Below are 22,320 nucleotides of genomic sequence, written 5' to 3'. Positions count from 1 at the left end.
CATGGGTTTCCCCGAGGCGGCCACTGGCGCCAGCACCGCGCTGCTCACCGACCACTACGAGCTGACCATGCTGGCCAGCGCCCTGTCCGACGGGACCGCGGACCGGCCATGCGTCTTCGAGGTCTTCGCACGTCGTCTGCCGGACGGCCGCCGCTACGGCGTCGTCGCGGGCACCGGGCGGGTCCTCGACTCGATCGCGGACTTCCGGTTCACCGACGCCGAGCTGAGTCAGCTGGAAGCGACGGCGGTCGTCGACGACGCCACCCTTTCGTGGCTCGCGGACTACTCCTTCTCGGGGAACATCGACGGCTACCCCGAGGGCGAGCTCTACTTCCCCGGCTCCCCGATCCTGACCGTCACCGGCTCCTTCGGCGAGGCCGTCGTGCTGGAGACGCTGATCCTCTCGATCCTCAACCACGACAGCGCGATCGCGTCCGCGGCGGCACGGATGTCGGGCGCCGCGCACGGCAGGCCGATCATCGAAATGGGCGGGCGCCGCACGCACGAGTACGCCGCCGTCGCCGCCGCGCGGGCCGCGTACCTCGCCGGGTTCGCCACGACCTCCAACCTCGAAGCGGGCCGCCGGTACGGCATCCCGACGCGGGGCACCGTCGCGCACGCGTTCATGTTGCTGCACGACAGCGAAGAGGCGGCGTTCCGCGCGCAGGTGGACAAGATGGGCACCGACACCACCCTCCTGGTGGACACCTACGACATCACCAAGGGCATCGAAACGGCCGTCCGGGTGGCCGGGACCGAACTGGGCGCGATCCGCATCGACTCCGGCGACGTCGGCCCGCTGGCGCGCAGGGCCCGCGAGCAGCTGGACGCGCTCGGCGCCAAGGACACCCGCATCGTGGTGTCCGGCGACCTCGACGAACACGCCATCGCGGCGCTCCGCGCGGAACCAGTCGACGCGTACGGCGTCGGGACCTCGGTCGTCACCGGTTCCGGCGCGCCGACCGCCGGGATGGTCTACAAGCTCGTGGACGTCGACGGCAGGCCGGTCGCCAAGCGCAGCGCGCACAAGGAGTCCCGCGGTGGCCGGAAATCCGCGCTGCGGCGGCACCGAGAGACCGGCACCGCCGTCGAAGAGGTGATCTGGACGGCCACCTCGCAGGTCCCGGAACGGGGACCGAACGACCACGAATTGCAGATTCCGCTGGTCCGGGACGGCCGGACGGTGGATGATCTGCCCACGCTGGACGACGCGCGCCAGCGGCTTCGGCGGGCGCTGGTGAGCCTTCCGTGGGAAGGCCTCAAGCTCTCGCACGGGGAGCCCGCCATCCCGACCGTATTCGTCTAACGAGACTCAGGAGCAACACATGGGGACCGCCTTGATCGTGGTCGACGTGCAGAACGACTTCTGCGAAGGCGGGTCGCTCGGCCTGCCGGGTGGCGCAGCCGCCGCCGAAGCGATCTCCAAGCAGGCCGCGGAAGGTGGCTACGCGCACGTCGTCGCCACCCGCGACTACCACATCGATCCGGGCGACCACTTCAGCGAGACGCCGGACTTCAAGGACAGCTGGCCGCGTCACTGCGTCGCGGGCACGTCCGGCGCGTCGTTCCACCCCGCGCTCGACGTGGTCCCGATCAGCGAGGTCTTCTCCAAGGGCGAGTACACCGCCGCGTACTCCGGTTTCGAGGGCAACGCGCGCGACGGCAAGACGCTCGACGCGTGGCTGAAGGAGCACGACGTCACCGAGGTCGACGTCGTCGGCATCGCGACCGACTTCTGTGTCCGCGCGACGGCGCTCGACGCGGCGAAGGCGGGCTTCAAGGTCCGGGTGCTGCTGGACCTCACGGTCGGCGGCTCGCAGCCGACCGTCGACGCCGCGCTCAAGGACTTCGACGAGGCGGGCGTGACCTACACCGGGAAGGCGCCGGTCCCCGCCGCATGATCCAGCACGGCCTCCAGGACACCCTGATCGAAAACCGGCTCGTCGCGATCCTGCGAGCCGCGGACGCGAGCCGGTTCGCCGACGCGGCCACGGTGCTGCACGCCGCCGGGGTGCGGGTGCTCGAAGCGGCGTTGACCACGCCGGGTGCCACCGACGCCATCAAGACCATCCGCAAGAAGCTCGGCGACGACGCGCACATCGGCGCCGGGAGCGTGCGCGAAGTGTCCGATGTGGACATCTCGGCGGACGCCGGCGCGACCTTCCTGGTCACGTCCACGGTGAACCCGCTGGTCATGGAACGCGCGCACGAACGCGGGCTGCCGGTGATCTGCGGCGCCCTGACGCCGACCGAGATCGACCAGGCGTGGCGTCTCGGCGCGGCGGCGGTGAAGGTGTTCCCGATCGCGGCCGTCGGCGGGATCGCCTACCTGCGGGCGATCCGGGCGCCGATGCCGGACATCCCGCTGGTGCCGACCGGCGGCGTCCACCTCGCCGACGTCGGGAAGTACCTCGATGCGGGCTCGATCGCCGTCGCCGCCGCGACGCCGCTTCTCGGCGACGCCCTCACCTCGAGCGGGTCGCTGACGGACCTGGCCACCCGGGCGAGTGAGTTCGTCGCGGCGGCCGCGAAGTACGTCTCGCGCCTCTGACACCCGCCCGCGATTCGTCACCTACTTGCGATCTTCGATCTCCGCAAGTAGGTGACGAATCGCGGGGGGTCAGGGCTTCTTCTTGCCGTACGGGTCGCAGCGCGCGGTCCCGAGGTAGATGTCGCCCTTCGCCGGGCCGCCGCCCTGCGGGAACAGCTTGATGTGCAGCATGTGCGTCACGAGGCTGCCGTCGGGCGGCGTCGGCGTGACGGTCTCGTTGACCGTCAGCGACGCCAGCGCCGTCCCGCCCTTTCCGCCGGCGATGGTCAGCCGGTAGTTCTGCGGGATGTTCTCCGGCAACGTGAACCCGGAGACGTCGCCGAACTCGATGTAGCCGAGGCTGCCGTCCTTGGTGGTGCTGCATTTCGCCATGAACGTGCGGACCTTGATCACCGGGCCGCCGAACCGTTTGAGCAGCGTGGTCTCGAATCGCCGCCCGGCCGCCTCGGCGACGGCCACCGCACCGTTCCGGCCGCAGCGCGACTCACCGCCGCCGAACCGGGCGAAGTCGCCGGTGGCGCCGCCCTTGGTCGTCGCGCTCAAGGGGCCGTCGACGTCGCACGGCGCCAGCTCGCCGGTGACCACGTGCTCGTCGCCGATCTCCACATCGAGCGAACCGACCGACGCGGCCGCCGTCGCGGGCGCGGGGTCGGCCGACGCGATCGCCGGTCCTCCTCCCGTCACCAGCGCCCCGGTCAGCAACGTCACCGACAACAGCCTCGAAACGGGTTTCTTCATGTCCGGCAGCCTCCACCACCTGCCTTTCCCGTGCAGGGTCATGCCACCCGGTCGAGTGGATCGTGAGGTGCCCGACATTCGGTCCGCCGCCCGCCGTCTGGCGTTAACCTCGGTTCACATTCGTGTACTCATAGGAGGTCTGAGTGTCTTCGCTGTCCGTGGCCGGCCCCCGTCCGGTCCTCGCCGACCTCGTTCCCGGTGCCCTCGTCCGCGACGCGGTCCTGGTCGCCGGTGGTGCCGCCCTGACCGGCGCGGCCGCGCAGATCCTGCTCCCGGTGCCCGGCTCGCCGGTGCCGATGACCGGCCAGACGTTCGCCGCCCTGCTGGTCGGCGCCGCGCTCGGCTGGAAGCGCGGCGCGCTGTCGATGGCGCTGTACCTGGCCGTCGGCGCGGCCGGCTTCGGCTGGTTCCAGGACGGCTCGTCGGGCCTGTTCGGCGCCAGCGCCGGCTACATCGTCGGGTTCGTCTTCGCCGGCGCACTGGTCGGCGCGCTCGCCGGCCGCGGCGGCGACCGCACGCCGCTGCGCATGGCGGGGACGATGGTGCTGGGCAACCTCGTCATCTACTCCTTCGGCGTGCCGTGGCTGGCGGCCTCGCTGGACGTCAGCCTGTCGACCGCGCTGGCGAAGGGCGTCGTGCCGTTCCTCATCGGGGACGCGCTGAAGATCGCCGTCGCGGCCGCGCTGCTTCCGGGCACCTGGGCGCTCGTCTCCCGCTTCCGCAAGGAGTCGTGACCGGTCCTTTCACGGCCCCACGAGCTGCAATGAAGGGGCCTTTCATAGCAAATTTTGCTATGAAAGGCCCCTTCATTGCACGGGGCGGACGATCTTGACGGTGCCCCCGGCTATCGTCTTGTCCCGTGCCTTCCCGTGCTGACTTCCCCGGTGTCCTCGAACTCCTGACCCACGCGGTCGAGTCCGTGGGTGGTGCCGAGCGCGAGGGCCAAGTGCAGATGGCGGACGCCGTCGGCCGCGCCATCCGCACCGGCGAGCACCTGGCCGTCCAGGCGGGCACGGGCACCGGGAAGTCGTTGGCGTACCTCGTTCCCGCGATCCGCCACGCGGTCGAGAAGGAGGCCACGGTCGTGGTCTCCACGGCCACCATCGCCCTGCAGCGCCAGCTGGTCGACCGAGACCTCCCCCGGCTGGCGAAGGCGCTGAAGAAGCCCCTCGGCCGCGAGCCGACCTTCGCGATCCTCAAGGGCCGCCGTAACTACCTTTGCCTCCACCGGCTCGATTCCGGCGCCCCGGACGAGCCGGAAGACCAGCAGTTGTTCGACCCGTTCGCCGTGTCCCGGCTCGGCAAGGAGGTCACGAGGCTGCGGGAATGGTCGTCCGACACCGAAACCGGCGACCGCGATGAGCTGGTCCCGGGCGTGTCGGATCAGGCGTGGCGGCAGGTGTCCGTCACGGCCAAGGAATGCCTGGGCGCCTCGCGCTGCCCCATCGGCACGGACTGCTTCGCCGAACGGTCCCGCGCCGAGGCGGGCAAGGCCGATGTCGTGGTCACCAACCACGCGCTGCTGGCGATCGACGCCTTACAGGGCTACCAGGTGCTCCCCGAACACGACCTCGTGATCATCGACGAGGCGCACGACCTCGTGGACCGCGTGACCTCCGTGGCGACCGGCGAGCTGACCAGCGGCATGGTCTCAGCCGCCGCACGGCGCTGCGGCAAACTGGTCGACGACGAAGTGGCCGACCAGTTGCTGGAGGCGAGCGACGGGCTGGCCCTGATCCTCGACGACCTGCCGTCGGGCCGCATGGACTCGCTGCCCCAGGCCCTCACCGGCGCGATCCCCGCGGTCCGCGACGCCGCGCACCGCTGCCTCACCGCGCTCGGCAAGGACCGGAAAGAGGACGTCGACGAGGCCACGGCCCGCAAACTGGCGCGGTCGCTGCTCGAAGAGGTCCACGACACCGCCGTCCGGCTGCTCGAGGCCTTCGACGACGACAAGGCGCATCAGCGCGACGTCGTGTGGCTGACCGGGGACCACTTCTCCACGAACCCGCGTCCGCACGCGCTGAAGGTCGCCCCGCTCGGTGTCGCCGGGCTGCTGCGGGAGCGGGTCTTCAACCAGCACACCACCGTCCTCACGTCGGCGACGCTGACCTTGGGCGGCACGTTCGACACCATGGCCCGCCAGTGGGGTCTCCCGCCCGGCGGCGCGAGGGTGGAGAAGGCACCTGGCGCGGCGACGGACAAGGCCGCTCCCGCCGACAGCGACGATGCCGACGGCCCGAAGTGGACCGGCCTCGACGTCGGCTCCCCGTTCGACCACAAACGCAACGGCATTCTCTACCTGGCCAAGCATCTTCCGCCGCCGGGACGGGACGGATTGCAGCCCTCGACCATGGATGAGCTGGCCGAGCTGATCGAGGCCGCCGGCGGGCGCACGCTCGGCCTGTTCTCCTCGATGCGCGCGGCGAAGCAGGCCACCGAGGAGATGCGGGAGCGGCTCGACCTGCCGATTCTCTGCCAGGGCGACGATTCCACCGGTCTGCTGGTGCAGAAGTTCTCCGAGGACGCGCGCACCTGCCTGTTCGGCACGCTGTCGTTGTGGCAGGGCGTCGACGTGCCCGGTCCGTCACTCCAGCTCGTGGTGGTCGACAGGATCCCGTTCCCCCGCCCGGACGATCCGGTCTCGTCGGCGCGGCAGCGGGCCGTGGAAGCCAGGGGCGGCAACGGTTTCCTCACCGTCGCGGCCACGCACGCCGCGCTGCTGCTCGCACAGGGCACCGGACGGCTGCACCGTTCGGTCACCGATCGCGGCGTCGTGGCGATCCTGGACTCGCGGCTGGCCACCGCCCGCTACGGCGGATTCCTCCGCGCCTCGCTGCCGCCGTTCTGGCCGACCATGGATCCGAAGGTCGCCCGCGACGCGCTGCGCCGCCTCGACGCCGCCGCCCCGGCCTGAGTGGCCTGGAACACGGCCGAGTACCGTTAACGGAACGCCGAAGACAGGGAGAACCGGTTGTCCCACGAGTCGCCCAACGCACAATCCCGGACCGTCAGCGTCGATGACACCGGAGTGCGGCGCCAGCTCGCGGACGGAAGCGAGGAAGCCGTCACGTGGTCCGAGCTGTCCGCGGTGGTGGTCAGAGTGATCCCTGAAGGCCCGTGGAAAGAAGACGTCTTCTTCATGCTCGCGGGCGCCGACGGGAAGGGCACCGCGATCCCCAGCGGCGACCCGGCCGCCGACGCCTTGATCGAGCGGCTCCAGACGCTGCCCGGCTTCGACAACGAAAAGTTCATCGAGGCCATGACCACCGACGCCGACGAGGCGTACGTGGTCTGGAGCGCCGAAGGTCACGCCGCCAAACACTGAGCCCAAGTGCAATGAAGGGGCCTTTCATAGCGAATTTTGCTATGAAAGGCCCCTTCATTGCACGCGAGGACGACCTACTCGACCGGGAAGCTCTCCGTGACCGGGACGCCCTTCTTCAACGTCCGGCTCACCGTGCACAGCCGCTCGATGGCCCGGTCCACCGCCGCCGCGAGCGCCTCGCGCTCCGAAGCGGGCAGAGAAGACACGTCGACGTCGAAAGCCACATGGACCGCGTCGAGCTCCGAAGCGCCTTCGCGCCTGTCCGCGGTCACGCCGACCCGGAACTTCGAGTCCTCGCCGATCCGGCGCGTGATGAGGTTCTCGGCGGTGACGGCCGAGCAGCCCGCCGCCGCGATCTGAAGCAGTTCGGCCGGCGAGAAGGCGCCCTCGGCGCCCTTGCGGCCGATCACGACCTCAGCGCCGCGTTCGTTGCGGCCGACGAAGCGGTGCTCACCGTCGCGCTGGACTTCCAAGGACACGGTTTTCCCTTTCAGAGTGGCGGCAGCCTGGGGGCGATCTCGCCGGCGAGCCGTTCCGCGGCCGGGCACATCTCCTGCGGCTTCTTGACCTTGTCCGCGACGTAGATCTCCACCGTCTCGATCATGGCACGACCGTTGCCGGTGAAGGTCCGGTGCGGGATCTCGGCCTGGCAAGCCTCCCACTCCGGCGAGATCTCGACGAAGGCCTCCCGCGATCCGAGAGCGACGCGCCTGCCGTCGTCTTCGAACGGCGCCCGCTCCCGCTCGAACCGGATCGTCACCTCCGTCTCGCGATGGTTCCAGTAGCACTCCCAGTTGCCGAAGACCGGATCCGGCCTGGCCGGGCCGCCGACGATCGCCTGCGGCAGGGTCCCGCCCAGCGCGCAGGCGTCGAGGCTTCCGAGCGAATCGGCGGGGAACGGAGCTGGACGCCGTTCGACCGGCTCCCGGTTCAGCACGTCCGCCGCGTGCGTGGCCACCGGATCGACGTAATCGCACAGATGCGCGTGCCAGTTCCGGATGTGCCGGGCGTGCACCCACACCTGGTTGCCGTCCGGCAGCGGGATACCCCGCGCGCATTTGTCTTCGGAGTCGCTCGGGATCTCGCGCACGATCAGGTGCCCTGGTGCCGGCTTGTCCAGCAACGGTGACGTCGGCGTCGTCAGTTCGAGCCGGATGTCGACGATGTCCTCCTCGTCGGGGCTCAGGCGCAGCAGGACACCGCAGGAGTTGAAGTTGCCACCGGCGGTGTCCGGTTCGGGCGTCCCGAGATGCTTCAGCACGGCCGGATCCACCAGCGCGCACGGATCCGCCGTCCGTCGGTCACCGATCGAATCGACGGGCGGTGTGGCCGCCATCGACGCCGGTTCCCTCGTGGCGTAGAGCAGCCCTCCGAGCAGCACCAGCACCGCCGCGACGGCGCCGATCGCCATGGCCCGCCTGGTCACCCGGAACCGCCGTGCCCGCACGGGAACGGCGACATCCGCGATTCCGGACAGCAGCTCGGCCGCGCGGACGGCGTCCGGACGGCCGGCGGGTTTGCGGCGCAGCAGTTCGGTCAGCACCGGTGCCAGCGGTCCCGCCCGCCGGATCGGCTCCAGGGAGTACGACGTCGCCCGCCGGAGCTGGACGAACGGCCCGACGCTCGCGTCTCCCCACACCGAAGTGCCCTCGACGGCGGCGAACAGGGTCGCGCCGAGCGAGAACACGTCCGCCGCGGCGCCCGCCTGGCGCCCTTCGGCCATTTCGGGCGCGACGTAGCCGGGAGTGCCGACGTCGAGGCCGCCGCCGGTGCGGGTCACCTCCGCCCACTGCGCGATGCCGAGGTCGGTGAGTTTGGCGGTGCCGTCGTCGGCCACCAGGACGTTGCCCGGTTTGAGGTCGCGGTGGACCATGCCCTTCTCGTGCATCGCCGCGAGCGCGGCGGCGAGCTGGACGCCGATCTTCGCCACCTTGCCGGGTGACAGCGGCCCGTCGGTGTCGATGACGTCGGCGAGGTTGCGCGAAGGCAGGTACTCCATGACGAGCCAGCGGTCGTCACCGTCGATCACGGCGTCGAAGACGGTGACGACGTTCGGATGATGCAGACCCGCGCCGATCCGCGCCTCGCGCCGGATCTGGCCGCTGTCCCCGGCCTGCGAACGCTTGAGGGCGACGACCCGGCCGAGGTCCAGATCGGTGGCACGCCAGACCACGCCCATACCCCCGGCGCCGATCCGCTCCTCCAAGCGATAGCGCCCGGCGATCAGCCGGTCACCCATATGGGGAGTATAGGAGGCTAGGCCCTTTGGGCTAGGACCGTGACGGTTCCGGGATCGACTTCGGTGAACCCGGCATCCCGGACCGCGACGACACCGTCACGGCGCCACGAGCCCTCCGGATCCTCGATCGGGCACAGCGCCTTCCAGGTCGCGACCGGCGGCGTCCGCACCGAGCACCGGAACCCGGTCTCGGCCCAGGCCGCCCGTTCGGCTTCGTCCAGCAGCGAGGCCAGGATCATCGTCGCGTGCCCGACCTGGGCGGCGCCCTTGCCGACGGTCATCGTGACCTCGGGGTTCAGCAGCAACCGCGGAAGACCGTCCGGCGTGGGCCCGGGCTCGTCGGCCGGGAGCTCGCTCCCGGAGATCTGCAACCGCGAGACCTCTTTCGGGGTGTCGACCACGCGGGCGGGCAGCAACGCCCGCGCCTCGGCGCCGTCCACCTCGATCGTGATGCCGGGCAGCTCCTGGACGGCCTGCCAATGCGCGCCGCGCGCACGCCGGGCGACCTTGCGGATCCGGCCGTCGACCCACGCCTTGAGCGGCTCGTGCCATTCGCCTTCGGGCTCGGCGCGTTCGTCGAGGCAGACCGCGACCGCGGCCGCCGCGGCGGCCTCCAGCAACGCGGTCCGCGACGGCGGTTCGGCGCGTTCCATCCGCAGGATCACCGGCATGGCGCGGACCTCGGCGGGGTCTTCGTCGGAGGTGTCCACCGTGTCCTCGGCGGGCAATCCCAGCCAGTACGCGTAGCGCGCGGCCAGCGGCTCCAGCACGCTCATGGCCGCGAAAGCTCGAGCCCGTCGGCCGCGTCGGCGGCCTCGATCTCGGCCCTGGTGACCCCGAGCAGGAACAGCACGGCGTCGAGATACGGATGCGAAAGCGCGGTGTCGGCGACCTCGCGCAGCGCGGGCTTCGCGTTGAAGGCGACACCCATTCCGGCGACCGACAGCATGTCGATGTCGTTCGCCCCGTCACCGACGGCGACGCACTGCTCCAGCGAGATCTCGTACTCCTCGGCGAACCGGCGCAGCGCCGTCGCCTTGCCCGCGCGGTCGACGATTTCCCCGACCACCCGGCCGGTGAGCTTGCCGTCGACCACTTCGAGCTCGTTCGCGGCGGCGAAGTCGAGGCCGAGGTCGTCCACAAGGGACTGGATGATCTTGGTGAACCCGCCCGAAACGACCCCGCAGCGGAACCCCATCCGCTTCAGCGTGCGGATGGTCGTGCGCGCGCCGGGGGTGAGCTCGATGGTCGCGGCGACCTCGTCGAGCACCGTCTCCGGGAGCCCTTCCAGCAGCGCGACGCGGCGCTCCAGCGACTCGCCGAAGTTCAGCTCGCCGCGCATCGCGGCCTCGGTGATCTCACGGACCTGCGGTTCGACGCCGGCGTGCGCGCCGAGCATCTCGATGACCTCGCCCTGGATGAGCGTCGAATCCACGTCGAAGACGACCAGTCGCTTGGCGCGGCGGGCGAGCCCGGCCCGCTCGACCGAGATGTCGATCCCGGCCTCGACGGCGGCATCCGCCAGCGCGGTGCGCAACGCGGCGTCGGCTTCCGGGGTGTCCTGGGCGAGCGAGGTGTACAGCTCCAGCCCGGTGACCGGATAGTCGGCGACACTGCGGATCGAGTCGATGTTGACGTCCAGCGCGGCGAGGCGGCGCGCGACGTCGGAGAACGCCCGCGCGGTGACCGGGCGGCCGAGCATCAGCAGGACATGCGTCGAGTCCTTCTGCCCGATGGCGAACGGGTCGGCGCCGATGGCCGAGCCGATCTTCACCTCGACCTGCATCCCGACCGAAGCCATCGCCTGCTCGACGTATTCCTGCAGGCCTTCGGGGTCGCGATACACCCCCGCGAGCACGCCGAGCACCAGCTGGCCGCGGATCACGACCTGCTCGACGTCGAGCACGTCGACGTCGTGGCGCGACAGCACGGCGAACAGCACCGAGGACACACCCGGCTTGTCGGGACCGGTCGTGGTGATGAGAACTGGTGTCTGCGTCACGGGGTCAGTCTCCCTCAGCTGCACAAGAAAAAGGCGCGTGCCTTGCCCCTGTGTGAGGCAAGGCACGCGCCGATTCCGCTTATCGGGTCACTTCTCGCTGGAGTTGTCCTTGGAGTGATCACCCGGCATGGCCGCCTCGGTGAGCACCTGGGACGGCGCGCGGTGGGTGTTGACCTTCTGCTTCCCGAAGAAGCCGATCTCACCCTCCTTGTGGATGCGCTCGACCATATGCGGGTAGTGCAGCTCGAACGCCGGCCGCTCGGACCGGATCCGCGGCAGCTCGGTGAAGTTGTGCCGCGGCGGCGGGCAGGACGTCGCCCATTCGAGCGAGTTGCCGTAGCCCCACGGGTCGTCCACCGTGACGATCTCGCCGTACCGGTAGCTCTTGAAGACGTTCCAGATGAAGGGCAGCGTCGAGGCACCGAGGATGTACGCGCCGATCGTCGAGATCGTGTTCAGCGTGGTGAACCCGTCCGACTGCAGGTAGTCCGCGTACCGGCGCGGCATGCCTTCGGCACCCAGCCAGTGCTGCACGAGGAACGTGGCGTGGAAGCCGATGAACGTGGTCCAGAAGTGCCACTTGCCGAGCTTCTCGTCCATCATGCGGCCGGTGATCTTCGGGAACCAGAAGTAGATCCCGGCGAACGTGGCGAACACGATCGTGCCGTAGAGCACGTAGTGGAAGTGCGCGACGACGAAGTAGCTGTCGGACACGTGGAAGTCGATCGCCGGCGCGGCCAGCATGATGCCGGTCAGACCACCGAAGAGGAACGTGACGATGAAGCCCATCGAGAAGATCATCGGCGTCTCGAAGGACAGCTGGCCCTTCCACATCGTGCCGATCCAGTTGAAGAACTTCACGCCGGTCGGGACCGCGATCAGGAAGGTCATGAAGGAGAAGAACGGCAGCAGCACGGCGCCGGTCGCGTACATGTGGTGCGCCCACACGGCCACCGACAGCGCGGCGATCGCCAGCGTCGCCCAGACCAGGCCCTTGTAACCGAAGATCGGCTTGCGGCTGAAGACCGGGAAGATCTCCGACACGATCCCGAAGAACGGCAGGGCGACGATATAGACCTCTGGATGGCCGAAGAACCAGAACAGGTGTTGCCAGAGGATCACGCCGCCGTTCGCGGGGTCGAACACATGCGCCCCGAGATGCCGGTCCGCCAGCAGGCCCATCAGGGCCGCGGTCAGGATCGGGAACGCCAGCAGGATCAGGATGCTGGTGACCAGGATGTTCCAGGTGAAGATCGGCATCCGGTACATCGTCATACCCGGGGCGCGCAGGCAGACCACCGTGGTGATCATGTTGACGCCACCGAGGATGGTGCCGAGACCGGAGACGACCAGACCGGAGATCCACAGGTCGGCACCGACGCCGGGCGAGTGGATGGCGTCCGACAGCGGGGTGTAGGCGAACCAGCCGAAGTCGGCGGCGCCACCCGGGGTCAGGAAGCCGGACATCACGATCAGGCCGCCGAAGAGGTACAGCCAGTACGAGAACGCGTTCAGCCGCGGGAAGGCGACGTCGGGCGAACCGATCTGCAGCGGCAGGATGAAGTTCGCGAAACCGAAGAGGATCGGCGTCGCGTACAGCAGCAGCATGATCGTGCCGTGCATGGTGAACAGCTGGTTGTACTGCTCCTGCGAAAGGAACTGCTGCCCGGGACGTGCCAGCTCGGAGCGGATCAGCATCGCCATCGCGCCGCCCACCATGAAGAAGGCGAACGACGTGACCAGATACATGATGCCGATTTGCTTGTGGTCCGTCGTGCGGAACAACCGCAGCAGGTACGAACCCTTAACCGACTCCCGCGCGGGATACGGGCGCGTGGCGATCGGCTTGGGGGCTACGGCCGTCACTCCTGCCTCCAACACTCAAACCTTGTGGTGGTCAATGTTCTGCCGTCGGCCGGGGTTCGAGACCCATTCCGGCGGCTAATGGGGATCGTAGCCCTCACTACCGACAGTCGCGCGCACCGGCTGGCAAGATCGCGCCGTGACCGACGAACACACCCGTGCGGGAGTGGCCGCGGCGATCGCCGTCGGTGCCCGGCACGGGCTGCCGACCGGTGCCCCCGATGTCCTGCATTTCAAGTCGAACGTGCTGGTGAGACTGGGTCCGGTGGTGGCGCGGGTGCCTGGCACGACGCGCCTCGCGCGCTCCTCCCCCGAAGACTGGCTCGCGCGCGACGTCGAGCTGTCGAGGTACCTCACGGAACGTGGTGTGCTCGTCGTCTCACCGACCACGGATCCCCCGGCAGGACCGCATTTCGCCGACGGCCTCCCGGTCACTCTCTGGCACTACACACCGCACGAACCGGGGCACACCCTGTCGCCGCGCGAGGTGGCGATCTCGCTGGCCCGGGTGCACGCCGCGCTCGCGGACTACCCCGGCGAACTCCCCGAACTCGGACCGGTCCGTGAACTCCGGACGTTGCTCGACCGGCACGGTTCCGTCATGGGTGGCGCGGCACCCCGGTTGCGCGAAGAACTCGAACGGGTCGCGGCGGCGCTCCCGGCGGACGAGGTCCGGCCGCTGCACGGGGACGCCCATCGGGGGAACGTCATCGCGACGGCGGCCGGACCGTGCTGGCTCGACTTCGAGGACACCTGGCGCGGGCCGCTCGGCTGGGACCTCGGCGTGCTCTACGCGGAGGCCGGCCCCGCGACGCTTTCGGCGTATCCCGCCGACGTGCCGCCCTCGTCGCTGGAGCCGTTCATCGCGTTGCGGCGGTTGTTCGAGGTGCCGTGGCGCTTCGTGATCGCGCGGCGGTTCCCCGAGCGGCTCCCCGAGGCCGAGGCCGCCCTGGAGCGCTACCTCGCCCGCAATTAGTCACCTACTTGCGAAGGGGGTGCCACGCAAGTAGGTGACTGATTGCGTGGGTCAGACGGCGTCCAGCAGGAGTTTCGCCGCCACGTCGACGCCGTCCGTCCGCACCTCACCGCCGATCTGACGCGCTCGCGAGGCGACTTCGGGGCGGAGCACCTCGCCCAGAGCGAGCGTCAGCGCTTCGGGGGAGGGCTCCCCCGTGATCGACGTCCCCACCCCGAGCTCCCGCACACGCTGCGCGAAGTAGGGCTGGTCGAACATCTGCGGCACCAGCACCTGCGGCACACCTGCCAGGGTCGCCGCCGTCGTCGTGCCGGCGCCGCCGTGGTGCACGACCGCCGCGACCCGCGGGAAGAGCGCCTGCTGGTTGACGTCCCCGATGGCGAGGCAGTCGGGTTCGTCGTCGATCAGCGCGAGTCCGGTCCAGCCCCGGAACACGATCGCCCGCCGTCCGTGCGCCCTCGCCGCCTCGATCATCGCCTTCGCGATCGCCTCCGGGGCGCGGATGCTCCCGAAGCCGAAGTAGACCGGCGGTTCCCCGTCGTCGAGGAAAGCCTCCAGCTCCGGGGACAACAGGCTGTGGTCCGGCAGGATCCAGGCGCCGGTCTGGTGCACGTCCAGCGCCGACGGTCCCCGCCACGGCGCCAGCACCGGATCGGCGGCCAGCCACGGGCTCTCGGTGAAGATGTGCCCGCGAACGTCGTCGACCGGTGGCAGGCCGAGCCGTTTCCGCTGCGCGTTCAGCACCCCGCCCCACTGCTCGTTCCACCGTTCCGCGTCGTCGGCCCACAAGGCCGGGATGGCGGCATCGGGATTCTTCGGCGCCCATCCCGGGAAAACGGGCGGACGATGGTGCAGCGAAGGCAGCGTCATCGGGCAATAAGCGGTGAAGAAATAGGGAATCCCTTTTCGCTCGGCCACCGAATGGGCGGCGATGTTCAACGCCATTCCCGCGACGACGGCGTCGCAGCCCTCGGCCACTTCCGGCATCGTCTCGAACTGGCCGACGACCATGGCCTCGGCCATCTTCCGCCGTCCCTCCGGCGTGGCCATCGCCTTGGTCATCGCGGAATCCGGCTTCGCCGTCGGCCGGAGCTCCGGCCCCAACGGCGCGAAGGAGATCCCGAGACCTTCCGCCCAGTCACGGAAATCCGGCGGCGCGCAGAGCCGGACGTCCTGGCCGAGTTCCCGCAACCGCACCGCCAGTGCCACCAACGGCTGCACCTCACCCCTCGTCCCGATAGTGGACAGGAGTACACGCATGGGAATCCCCCTTCGGCAAAAATGTGAAGGAGGGAATTGTGAACCGGGAATGGGGGCTTGCCGCAAGTCCCCCTGTCCGCTATACCTTTGAAGGGGCGAGGGAAACGTTTCTCACGCGGGGTACCAGCCCAGGATCGCTTCGACGACTCCGGCCGGATCCTCCAGCGGCGTCAGATGTCCCGCCTCCGGCAGTACGACCAGGGTCGCGTCCGGCAGCGTTTCCACCAGGGTGTTCGCCGCCTCCAACGGGGTCAGGCCGTCCTCCTCGCCGACCACCACCAGCGCCGGCACGTCCGCCGCCCGCAGCGTTTCGAGCGAATCGGGCCGGGCCGCCATCGCGCGCGCCGCCCACGCGATCCCCGACGGCGGCTGCGTCGTGATCAATTCGCGAAGCCGCCCGGCCACTTCCGGGTCGGCCTTCTCGGCGAGCAGTCCTGGCGTGACGGCGTCGGGCATCCATCCGGCGCCTTCCGCCTCGACCCGGGCCGCGACGTCGTGCCGGGCCTGCGCGGCTTCGGGGGTGTCGGCCGTCGCCTTCGTGTCGATGAACACGAGCCCGCCCACCCGTTCCGGCGCGAGGCGCAGCACCGCCATCGTCAGGTAGCCGCCCATCGAGCAGCCGCCGAGGACGACCTTGTCGAGTTCGAGCCGGTCGAGCAGCGCCACGACGTCGCGGGCCGCGTCGTCCAGATCCGGTTCCCGATCCGTCTCCGGCAGCGGGCTGCGGCCGAGGCCGCGCTGATCCGGGGTGATCAGCCGCAGCCGTTCCGCGAGCGGCGCGCGGACCGCGTCCCACATGCGGGCGTCGACGGGGAAGGCGTGCAGCAGTACCAGCGGGAGATCCTTCATGGCGTAATTCTGTCGCACCCTGGGGCTACCGTCAGATCCGTGCTGACAGAGATCAAGACGGAGAGGCTGCTGCTGCGGCGGCTGCGCGAGGCGGATCGCGAGAACATCGTCGCGCTGCAGGCCGATCCGGAGACGAACAAGTTCAACGTCGTGCCGCACACCGTCGAGGGTGCGCGGGAGCTGTACGACGCCTGGATGAAGCAATGGGCCGAGCACGGGTTCGGCTATCTCGCGGTGTCCGCCTTGGACGATCCCGAGGTGATCGTCGGCTTCGGCGGCGTCCGATATCACGAATGGAACGGCGAGCGCGTGCTGAACCTCGCGTACCGCTTCTGGCCGTTCGCCTGGGGCAACGGCTACGCGACCGAGATGGCGGCCGCCGTCGTCGAATGGGCCGAACGGGCGATCCCCGGCATCCCGGTGATCGCCAACATCATGGTGTCCAACGAGCCGTCGGTCCGGGTCGCCGAGCGGCTCGGCTTCAAGATCCACACGGAGGAGGAGTTCGAGGGAGCGCCCTCACTGCACATGCGGCGCTGAGTCGGTCACCAGCGGCCGGGACGGCGCCGGGACCGCGCGCCCCAGCACGCCTTGTGCCAATGACGGCGGTCGGCGACCCCGCCGGTGTCGTCGGCGGGCCAGGCGACCACATGCGGGGTCCCCTGCCGGATCTCGTGGTCGCAGCCGGGACAGCGGTAGTCCTTGGTGGCCTGCGCGCCGGGCACGGTGCGCACCAGCCATTCGCCGTCGGCGGCGGTTTCGGAGCTCGCCCAGCCGGTCGACGCGCCGAGGTCGGGGCGCTTACCGCGTTCGGGCCGGTTACGTCGTGGCACGCCGAAACGGTATATGGCCTAGTACGGGGTGATCCCGCTCTCTCGAGATTCGGTCGCGTGATACGCCTTCGACCACGCGAGTTCCGCCTCCAGACACGCGAGTTTCGCCTGCGATCACGCGTGATCCGCCTTCCGTCACGCGTGATCGGGCGGACGACACGCGTGTCTGAAGGGTCGGCACGTGGCGGAGCCGGGCCGTAGGCGTAACTCGCGTGTTTGGGGGCGGAACTCACGTGATTGAAGGCGTAACTCGCGGGGCTAGCCGCCGAAGTACGCGCCCGGCGTCACACCGACCGCCCGGCGGAAGGCGGCGACGAAAGCGCTCGGCGAGGAGTAGCCGATCCGGCGGGAGACCGCGGTCAGCGGCATGCCCTCGGCCAGCAGCGGCAGGGCCGCGCGCAGCCGGGCCTGCACCCGCCACGCGCCGAACGTCGTCCGGCATTCGGTGAGGAACAGCCGCGCGAGCGTGCGTTCGCTCGCGCCCGCGGCGTGGGCGAAATCCGCGAGACCGCGGCGGTCCGCCGGATCGGCGATCACCGCCCGCGCGACGGTGAGCGCGCGCCCGTCCGACGGCATCGGCACGGTGATCGGCACGACGTCCACCGGTTCGAGCAGGTCGAAGGCGACGGCCTCGGCCCGGCGGCGCGCGTCGTCGCCGAGGCCGGCCGCGCCGAGGTGCTCCAGCAGTTCGCGCAGCAGCGGGCGGACGGCGACGAGCGTCGGTTCGCGCCAGCGCACCGGGCACCGGTCTCGAGCGGCGTAGATCCCCCGCAACACGGTCTGCGCGGTGGCGCCGGTGCGGTGCACGACACCGGCCGGGATCCACAGCGCGCGCGTCGGCGGCAGCACCCAGTGCCGCTCGCCGACGTTCACGCTCAGGATCCCCCGCGCCGCCCAGGCGAGCTGGTGGCCGTCGTGCTCGTGCCACGGCAGCCACGTACCGGCCGGCAGCTCCATCTCGCCGAGCACCATCGCCGTCGGCATCGGGGGAAGGAGTCCGATTCTCGACATCACTTGGCAGCCTATCGCCTACCGGTCACGGCTAGCTTCGGGTTCATGCCGATGAACCTGGTGCACCGCAAACTCTGCAGTTCCGCGCTCTGGGCGAAAGCCGTCGCCGCCGAGATGCCGGGCAACGTCGCCGGTTTCGACCTCGGCGACTCCGTGCTGGAGATCGGGCCCGGCTTCGGCGCGACCACGCGCGCGCTCGTCCGGCTCGTCCCCCGGCTCACCGCGGTCGAGATCGACGAGGCCTCGGCGGAGCTGCTCAAGCGGGAGTTCGACGGCCGGGTGCGGATCGTCCACGGCGACGGCGCGGCGATGCCCTTCGAGGACGGCGAGTTCTCGGCGGTCGTCTGCTTCACGATGCTGCATCACGTGCCGACGACGGCGTCGCAGGACGCCATCTTCGCCGAGGCGTTCCGGGTGCTCCGCCCCGGCGGCGTCCTGCGCGCGATCGACAGTCTGGCGAACGTGCCGTTCCGGTTCTTCCACCTCGGCGACACGATGAACGCGCTCGACCCGGTTTCGCTCTGGCCCCGCCTCACCGCCGCCGGGTTCACCGACATCGACGTCGAGCACGTGCCGAAACGCAGCGTGAAGTTCTCGGCCAGGAAGCCCGCCTGACGCATTTAGTCCTCTGAATGCGGGGTCAGCCGCGCGCGAGGACCAGCGGGACGAGTTGTTCGGCCGGGGTCAGCGAGCCGTGCTGGCCGACCAGGGAGGACTCGACGGCCTCGGCCAGTTCCCGCACGAGCCCGAACCGTCCCTTCGCCGCCACGACCACGTCGCCGATCCGCGGCCGGACCCGGTCGGAGACCGGCCCGAACCAGCCCGCCTCGGCGGCCTCGTCGCGCGAAAGGATCCACGCCCGGTCGCCGATCACCTCGCGCCAGGCCGCCAGCACGTCGGCCTCGGCGCCCGGTTCGCTGTAGACGTGCCTTGCCCGGACCTCGCCACCGATCGCCCGGACGCCGCCGAGCAGCACCGGTGTCTCGTCGATGTCGAGCGCGCCCTCGACGGTCACCATGCCGTGGTCGGCCACGACCGCGAGGAGCGCGCCGGACGGCAATCCGTCCACAATGGACTCTACGAGCCGGTCGACGTGGCGCAGCTGCATCCGCCATGGCGCCGAACCGGGGCCGTAGATGTGGCCGAGCATGTCGAGTTCGCTGTGGTAGCCCCAGCAGAACGCCGGCCGCGTTTCGAGGCAGTGCAGGATGCAGGCGGCCAGGTCACCGAGCGCGTGGACGCCGACATAACGCGCGCCGGACTGTGTCGCGCGGGTGAGCGCGGTGTCGGCGAACTTCGCCGAAGACACCACGCTGGTCTTGATCCCGGCGGCCGCCGCGCGTTCGAACGTCGTCGGCAGGGGCTGGACCTCGCGCGGCGGCAGAGCGCCGCGGAGATCGCCGCCGTCCACGTGGCTGGTCCAGCGCAACGCGTTCAGGACGCCTGTCCCCGGCACCTCGAAGCTGTACCCGACCAGGCCGTGTTCCCCCGAGGCGAGCCCCGTGCCGATCGCGCCGAGACCGGCCGCCGTCGTCGACGGGAAACCGACCCGCAGCGGCGACTTCGCCAGCTGGGTGAGCACGGGCGCGTCGGCGGCGTGCTCGGCCAGCAGTTCCCAGCCGAGACCGTCGATGAGCAGGACACACGCGCTGGACGCCTCCGCCAGGCTCAGCGAATTCGCGAACCCAGCGGTGCCGAGGGCGGACAACACGGACGGGACGACTTGGCCGAGGTGCGGCACATGCGCCGCGACAGGCATATCCACCAGGCCAGCTTGCCATCCCGGAGCCGGCGAGGAGATGGGATAATGGCGGACATGCCGACTTACGCTTACCGCTGCCGCGAATGCGCGGGAACCTTCGAACTGCTGCGGCCGATGAGCGAGTCCGGTGCGCCCGCGCCGTGCCCGGAGGGTCACCAGGACACCGTCAAGCTGCTGACGACCGTCGCGCTGACCGGCTCCGCTTCCGGTCCAGCCCCCGTTCCCGCAGGTGGGGGCGGCTGCTGCGGAGGCGGCTGCTGCGGTTGACCCACCCGTTCGGGTGGCGCAACGTGTGATCGCCCGAATGGCGGGTACCCCCCTCCCACCAGCCTGGAAGCTCCAGTGGTGGAAGGGAGAACGTCCAGTGGCCACATCAGCACTGGCGGCCGTCGACTTCGGTCAAGGCGTGTCGAGCGCCTGGAGTTCGGTCGCCACCTTCGTCCCGAAACTGCTCGCGTTCCTGGTCATCCTGTTCATCGGCTGGCTGATCGCGAAGGCCCTCGCCAAAGCCGTGAGCATGGTGCTCGAGAAGGTCGGCTTCAACCGGCTCCTCGAACGCGGGGGCTTCAAACAGATGCTCGCGCGCAGCCAGTTCGACGCGTCGAACATCATCAGCAAGATCGTCTATTACGCGATCCTGCTGATCGCGCTGCAGTTCGCGTTCGGCGTGTTCGGCCCGAACCCGGTGAGCTCGCTGCTCAACGAGATCGTCGCCTGGCTGCCGCGCGCCATCGTCGCGATCATCATCGTGGTGATCGCCGGCGCGATCGCCAAGGCGGTCAAGGACCTGGTCGCCAACGCCCTCGCCGGCGTTTCCTACGGCAAGGTGCTCGCCACCATCGCCTCGGTGTTCATCTGGGGTCTCGGTGCGATCGCCGCGCTGAACCAGATCGGCGTGGCCACCGCGGTCACGCTGCCGGTGCTGATCACCGTGCTCGCCACGGTCGGCGGCATCGCCGTCGTCGGTGTCGGCGGTGGTCTCATCAAGCCGATGCAGCAGCGCTGGGAGACCTGGCTCGGCCGGGCCGAGGCGGAGATCCCCGCCGCGAAGGCGCAGGCCGAGGCCTACCAGCGCGGTCGCGAAGACGCCGGCCGCTCCGGCGACGTGCCGACCGAGCGCACGACGGTCAACCAGCCGGTGTCCGCCGGGCACCACGCGGCCGACCCGAACCGAGTGGGTCAGCAGCCGACGCAGCACCAGCAGTTCCCGCCAAGCCAGGGCCAGGTGCCTCCGCACCAGGATCCCGGCCAGCGGCCCCCCGGTGGAAACATGCCCCCTCCGCCGGAGTACCGCTGACCTTCCACGGGAGCGGGTGGGGCATCCGGCCGCCCTACCCGTTCCCGGTCGGCCGGTCGTCGATCGTGGCGGCCAGTGAGCACACGCCGACCAGCCGCGCGGTCATCCAGTCACTGGTGGTCCAAGCGGACAGATCGGCCGGAGCACGGAACGTCCACCCCGTGGTCTTCGCCTCGTCGAGCAGCCCGCGCGCGTAGCCGGCGAGGAGGACAACCCCGGCGACCGCCGCCGAGCCTTCGACCCCCGCCGCGAGGATGTCCCGCACCGCGGCGGAGTGCTGATCGAAGACGGCCGACAGCCCGGGCAAGGCCGCCGCCGCGGCCAGCCCGGCGACACCGATCTGCTGGTGCAGCCGGGAAAGCGTGCTACGAGCCGAAGATTCCACCCAGGACGAGACCAGATCTTTCACCCGACCAGGTTAGCCACGCCGGACGATTTGTCGACATCCCGGTGACGACGATCGCAGAACTCAGCACGCCTTGAGTGCCTGATCCAGGTCGTGCCACAGGTCCTCGACGTCCTCCAGCCCCACCGACATGCGGATGAGCCGGTCGGTGACCCCCGCGCCGCGCCGGTCGTCCTCGGCCACGATCCGGTGACTGATCGAGGCGGGATGCTGGATGAGCGAGTCCACGCTGCCGAGGCTGACGGCCGGGGTGATCAACCGGACCGCGCCGATGAGCGCGTGCGGATCCCCGTCGACCTCGAACGCGATCAGCGGACCGCCGACGGCCGGGTAGTGCACGGCGCTCACGTTCGCGTGACCGCGAAGCCGCTCGACGAGTTCGGCGGCCGTCGCGGACGCGGCGTTCACGCGCAGCGGGAGAGTCGAAAGGCCGCGAAGCAGCATGTACCCGGCCAGCGGGTGCAGCACGCCTCCGGTGGCGAAGCGAATTTGCCGCAACATCCCCGCGTCTTCGGCGCTACAAGCGACCACGCCGCCCATGACGTCACCGTGGCCACCGAGGAACTTGGTCGCGCTGTGCAGGACGAAGCGGGCGCCGTGCCGTCCCGGCCGCTGGAGCACGGGAGTCGCGAAGGTGTTGTCGACCAGCACCGGAACCTCGCCCGCGGCGCGCACGATCTCGGCGATGTCGACCTCGCGCAGGGTCGGGTTCGCGGGGGTTTCGAGCAGCACGAGGCCGGTGTCGGGCCGCAGCGCCGACGCGACGCCTTCCGGATCGGCCCAGGTCACCTCGGTGCCGAGCAGACCCGACGTGAGCATGTGGTCGGTGCAGCCGTAGACCGGCCGGACGGCGACGACATGCCGTTTGCCCTGCGCGACGGCGGCGAGCAGCGAAGCCGACACCGCGGCCATGCCGGTGGCGAAGGCGACGGCGTCGTCGAACCCTTCGAGTTCGGCGAGCGCCTTCTCGAACCGTTCGACGGTCGGGTTGCTCAGCCGCCCGTAGACCGGCAGCCCGGACAGCGAACCCGACGCGGCGAATTCATCGATGCGGCTTGCCTCCTCGACGCTGTCCCGCGACGGGTACGTCGTGGACAGGTCGAGCGGAGCGGCGTGGACGCCGAGGTCCGTGAGATCGTCACGGCCGGCGTGGACGGCTCGGGTGCGCAGCGTTGCGGTCATGCCCAGATGGTGCGTTTTTCTCC

The 22,320-nt window shown here is 70.1% G+C and carries 24 protein-coding genes; 11 read left to right on the top strand and 13 right to left on the bottom strand.

The window, feature by feature from the left end; genetic code table 11:
* Position 1 precedes the first annotated feature (1 nt).
* Genes ACIHAO_RS35360 through ACIHAO_RS35350 form a run of 3 tightly spaced genes read left to right on the top strand, consistent with a single transcriptional unit; the run spans position 2 to position 2,551 of the window.
* Positions 2–1,306 (top strand): nicotinate phosphoribosyltransferase, encoded by a 1,305-nt coding sequence (locus tag ACIHAO_RS35360; protein ID WP_396565342.1) that lies wholly within the window; start codon positions 2–4, stop codon positions 1,304–1,306.
* Between the two features lie 19 nt (positions 1,307–1,325).
* Positions 1,326–1,901: a nicotinamidase gene (locus ACIHAO_RS35355; RefSeq protein ID WP_007028267.1), complete on the top strand. Its 576-nt coding sequence runs from the start codon at positions 1,326–1,328 to the stop codon at positions 1,899–1,901.
* Complete coding sequence (locus tag ACIHAO_RS35350) at positions 1,898–2,551, top strand: bifunctional 4-hydroxy-2-oxoglutarate aldolase/2-dehydro-3-deoxy-phosphogluconate aldolase (RefSeq protein WP_396565340.1); 654 nt, start codon at positions 1,898–1,900, stop codon at positions 2,549–2,551. The genes ACIHAO_RS35355 and ACIHAO_RS35350 overlap by 4 nt, the downstream gene beginning before the upstream one ends.
* 69 nt (positions 2,552–2,620) lie before the next feature.
* Here ACIHAO_RS35350 and ACIHAO_RS35345 read toward each other — a convergent pair whose 3' ends face one another.
* Positions 2,621–3,289 carry a choice-of-anchor P family protein gene (locus ACIHAO_RS35345; RefSeq protein WP_396565338.1) on the bottom strand — a complete coding sequence of 223 codons (669 nt, stop codon included), beginning with the start codon at positions 3,287–3,289 and terminating at the stop codon, positions 2,621–2,623.
* A gap of 143 nt (positions 3,290–3,432) precedes the next feature.
* On the opposite strand from ACIHAO_RS35345, the gene ACIHAO_RS35340 reads away from it, so the two are divergent.
* From ACIHAO_RS35340 to ACIHAO_RS35330, 3 genes are all read left to right on the top strand, one after another.
* Positions 3,433–4,023 (top strand): biotin transporter BioY, encoded by a 591-nt coding sequence (locus tag ACIHAO_RS35340; protein WP_396565336.1) that lies wholly within the window; start codon positions 3,433–3,435, stop codon positions 4,021–4,023.
* A gap of 125 nt (positions 4,024–4,148) precedes the next feature.
* Positions 4,149–6,206, top strand: a complete 2,058-nt coding sequence (locus ACIHAO_RS35335; protein ID WP_396565334.1) for an ATP-dependent DNA helicase — start codon at positions 4,149–4,151, stop codon at positions 6,204–6,206.
* A gap of 57 nt (positions 6,207–6,263) precedes the next feature.
* Positions 6,264–6,617, top strand: coding sequence for a hypothetical protein (locus ACIHAO_RS35330; RefSeq protein WP_007028272.1), 354 nt, complete (start codon positions 6,264–6,266; stop codon positions 6,615–6,617).
* A 74-nt stretch (positions 6,618–6,691) separates the two neighbouring features.
* Here ACIHAO_RS35330 and ACIHAO_RS35325 read toward each other — a convergent pair whose 3' ends face one another.
* The 5 genes from ACIHAO_RS35325 to ctaD all read right to left on the bottom strand — a co-directional run bounded on the left by ACIHAO_RS35325 (position 6,692) and on the right by ctaD (position 12,724).
* Positions 6,692–7,096, bottom strand: coding sequence for an OsmC family protein (locus tag ACIHAO_RS35325; RefSeq protein WP_396565331.1), 405 nt, complete (start codon positions 7,094–7,096; stop codon positions 6,692–6,694).
* A gap of 11 nt (positions 7,097–7,107) precedes the next feature.
* Complete coding sequence (locus ACIHAO_RS35320; RefSeq protein WP_396565329.1) at positions 7,108–8,856, bottom strand: serine/threonine-protein kinase; 1,749 nt, start codon at positions 8,854–8,856, stop codon at positions 7,108–7,110.
* Between the two features lie 17 nt (positions 8,857–8,873).
* A complete protein-coding gene (locus ACIHAO_RS35315) occupies positions 8,874–9,632 on the bottom strand; it encodes a peptidyl-tRNA hydrolase (RefSeq protein WP_396565327.1) in 759 nt (252 codons plus the stop codon).
* On the bottom strand, positions 9,629–10,858 hold the full coding sequence (serB, locus tag ACIHAO_RS35310) for a phosphoserine phosphatase SerB (protein ID WP_396565325.1): 1,230 nt from the start codon (positions 10,856–10,858) through the stop codon (positions 9,629–9,631). Before serB ends, ACIHAO_RS35315 begins: the two co-directional genes overlap by 4 nt.
* A gap of 87 nt (positions 10,859–10,945) precedes the next feature.
* Entirely contained in the window at positions 10,946–12,724 is a 1,779-nt protein-coding gene (gene ctaD, locus ACIHAO_RS35305) for a cytochrome c oxidase subunit I (RefSeq protein ID WP_034308844.1), read from the bottom strand.
* Between the two features lie 136 nt (positions 12,725–12,860).
* Between ctaD and ACIHAO_RS35300 the strand changes: the two genes are divergently transcribed.
* Positions 12,861–13,697: a phosphotransferase gene (locus tag ACIHAO_RS35300; RefSeq protein ID WP_396565323.1), complete on the top strand. Its 837-nt coding sequence runs from the start codon at positions 12,861–12,863 to the stop codon at positions 13,695–13,697.
* Between the two features lie 51 nt (positions 13,698–13,748).
* Here the strand turns inward: ACIHAO_RS35300 and ACIHAO_RS35295 are convergent, their stop codons facing one another.
* Positions 13,749–14,957: a glycosyltransferase gene (locus tag ACIHAO_RS35295; protein WP_396565321.1), complete on the bottom strand. Its 1,209-nt coding sequence runs from the start codon at positions 14,955–14,957 to the stop codon at positions 13,749–13,751.
* 111 nt (positions 14,958–15,068) lie between these two features.
* Entirely contained in the window at positions 15,069–15,806 is a 738-nt protein-coding gene (locus tag ACIHAO_RS35290; RefSeq protein WP_396565319.1) for an alpha/beta fold hydrolase, read from the bottom strand.
* 39 nt (positions 15,807–15,845) lie between these two features.
* Between ACIHAO_RS35290 and ACIHAO_RS35285 the strand changes: the two genes are divergently transcribed.
* Positions 15,846–16,346, top strand: coding sequence for a GNAT family N-acetyltransferase (locus ACIHAO_RS35285; RefSeq protein ID WP_396565317.1), 501 nt, complete (start codon positions 15,846–15,848; stop codon positions 16,344–16,346).
* 5 nt (positions 16,347–16,351) lie between these two features.
* Here ACIHAO_RS35285 and ACIHAO_RS35280 read toward each other — a convergent pair whose 3' ends face one another.
* Both ACIHAO_RS35280 and ACIHAO_RS35275 read right to left on the bottom strand, forming a co-directional pair.
* On the bottom strand, positions 16,352–16,639 hold the full coding sequence (locus ACIHAO_RS35280; protein WP_396565315.1) for a hypothetical protein: 288 nt from the start codon (positions 16,637–16,639) through the stop codon (positions 16,352–16,354).
* A 258-nt stretch (positions 16,640–16,897) separates the two neighbouring features.
* A complete protein-coding gene (locus ACIHAO_RS35275) occupies positions 16,898–17,650 on the bottom strand; it encodes an AraC family transcriptional regulator (RefSeq protein ID WP_396565313.1) in 753 nt (250 codons plus the stop codon).
* Between the two features lie 51 nt (positions 17,651–17,701).
* Here ACIHAO_RS35275 and ACIHAO_RS35270 point away from each other — a divergent pair, with 51 nt between their 5' ends.
* Positions 17,702–18,265 carry a class I SAM-dependent methyltransferase gene (locus ACIHAO_RS35270; RefSeq protein WP_396565449.1) on the top strand — a complete coding sequence of 188 codons (564 nt, stop codon included), beginning with the start codon at positions 17,702–17,704 and terminating at the stop codon, positions 18,263–18,265.
* Between the two features lie 25 nt (positions 18,266–18,290).
* Here the strand turns inward: ACIHAO_RS35270 and ACIHAO_RS35265 are convergent, their stop codons facing one another.
* Positions 18,291–19,415 (bottom strand): alkaline phosphatase family protein, encoded by a 1,125-nt coding sequence (locus ACIHAO_RS35265; protein WP_396565311.1) that lies wholly within the window; start codon positions 19,413–19,415, stop codon positions 18,291–18,293.
* 51 nt (positions 19,416–19,466) lie between these two features.
* Between ACIHAO_RS35265 and ACIHAO_RS35260 the strand changes: the two genes are divergently transcribed.
* The gene (locus tag ACIHAO_RS35260) at positions 19,467–19,679 is read left to right on the top strand and encodes an FmdB family zinc ribbon protein (RefSeq protein WP_016336811.1); all 213 of its coding nucleotides are present in this window, start codon (positions 19,467–19,469) and stop codon (positions 19,677–19,679) included.
* Positions 19,680–19,776: 97 nt separating this feature from the next.
* Positions 19,777–20,709: a hypothetical protein gene (locus ACIHAO_RS35255; RefSeq protein ID WP_396565309.1), complete on the top strand. Its 933-nt coding sequence runs from the start codon at positions 19,777–19,779 to the stop codon at positions 20,707–20,709.
* 34 nt (positions 20,710–20,743) lie between these two features.
* On the opposite strand, the gene ACIHAO_RS35250 is transcribed toward ACIHAO_RS35255, so the two are convergent.
* Together ACIHAO_RS35250 and ACIHAO_RS35245 are read right to left on the bottom strand one after the other, a co-directional pair.
* Entirely contained in the window at positions 20,744–21,118 is a 375-nt protein-coding gene (locus ACIHAO_RS35250) for a DUF6401 family natural product biosynthesis protein (RefSeq protein WP_396565307.1), read from the bottom strand.
* Positions 21,119–21,178: 60 nt separating this feature from the next.
* A complete protein-coding gene (locus ACIHAO_RS35245) occupies positions 21,179–22,297 on the bottom strand; it encodes a PLP-dependent aspartate aminotransferase family protein (protein WP_125785098.1) in 1,119 nt (372 codons plus the stop codon).
* Positions 22,298–22,320 lie beyond the last annotated feature (23 nt).

Origin of the sequence: Amycolatopsis sp. NPDC052450, from assembly GCF_044547565.1 — a bacterium.
Classification (GTDB): domain Bacteria; phylum Actinomycetota; class Actinomycetes; order Mycobacteriales; family Pseudonocardiaceae; genus Amycolatopsis.
Note: the sequence above shows the minus strand (reverse complement) of the source record. Positions and strands in the feature narration are given on the sequence as shown.

What these genes read in the sequence shown, in the direction of transcription:
- ACIHAO_RS35270 (WP_396565449.1), top strand. Translation starts at nt 17,702, where the DNA reads ATGAACCTGGTGCACCGCAAACTCTGCAGTTCCGCGCTCTGGGCGAAA.
- ACIHAO_RS35260 (WP_016336811.1), top strand. Translation starts at nt 19,467, where the DNA reads ATGCCGACTTACGCTTACCGCTGCCGCGAATGCGCGGGAACCTTCGAA.
- ACIHAO_RS35320 (WP_396565329.1), bottom strand. Translation starts at nt 8,856, where the DNA reads ATGGGTGACCGGCTGATCGCCGGGCGCTATCGCTTGGAGGAGCGGATC.
- ACIHAO_RS35315 (WP_396565327.1), bottom strand. Translation starts at nt 9,632, where the DNA reads ATGAGCGTGCTGGAGCCGCTGGCCGCGCGCTACGCGTACTGGCTGGGA.
- ACIHAO_RS35360 (WP_396565342.1), top strand. Translation starts at nt 2, where the DNA reads ATGGGTTTCCCCGAGGCGGCCACTGGCGCCAGCACCGCGCTGCTCACC.
- ACIHAO_RS35355 (WP_007028267.1), top strand. Translation starts at nt 1,326, where the DNA reads ATGGGGACCGCCTTGATCGTGGTCGACGTGCAGAACGACTTCTGCGAA.
- ACIHAO_RS35295 (WP_396565321.1), bottom strand. Translation starts at nt 14,957, where the DNA reads ATGCGTGTACTCCTGTCCACTATCGGGACGAGGGGTGAGGTGCAGCCG.
- ACIHAO_RS35345 (WP_396565338.1), bottom strand. Translation starts at nt 3,289, where the DNA reads ATGAAGAAACCCGTTTCGAGGCTGTTGTCGGTGACGTTGCTGACCGGG.
- ACIHAO_RS35245 (WP_125785098.1), bottom strand. Translation starts at nt 22,297, where the DNA reads ATGACCGCAACGCTGCGCACCCGAGCCGTCCACGCCGGCCGTGACGAT.
- ACIHAO_RS35290 (WP_396565319.1), bottom strand. Translation starts at nt 15,806, where the DNA reads ATGAAGGATCTCCCGCTGGTACTGCTGCACGCCTTCCCCGTCGACGCC.
- ACIHAO_RS35350 (WP_396565340.1), top strand. Translation starts at nt 1,898, where the DNA reads ATGATCCAGCACGGCCTCCAGGACACCCTGATCGAAAACCGGCTCGTC.
- ACIHAO_RS35275 (WP_396565313.1), bottom strand. Translation starts at nt 17,650, where the DNA reads ATGTCGAGAATCGGACTCCTTCCCCCGATGCCGACGGCGATGGTGCTC.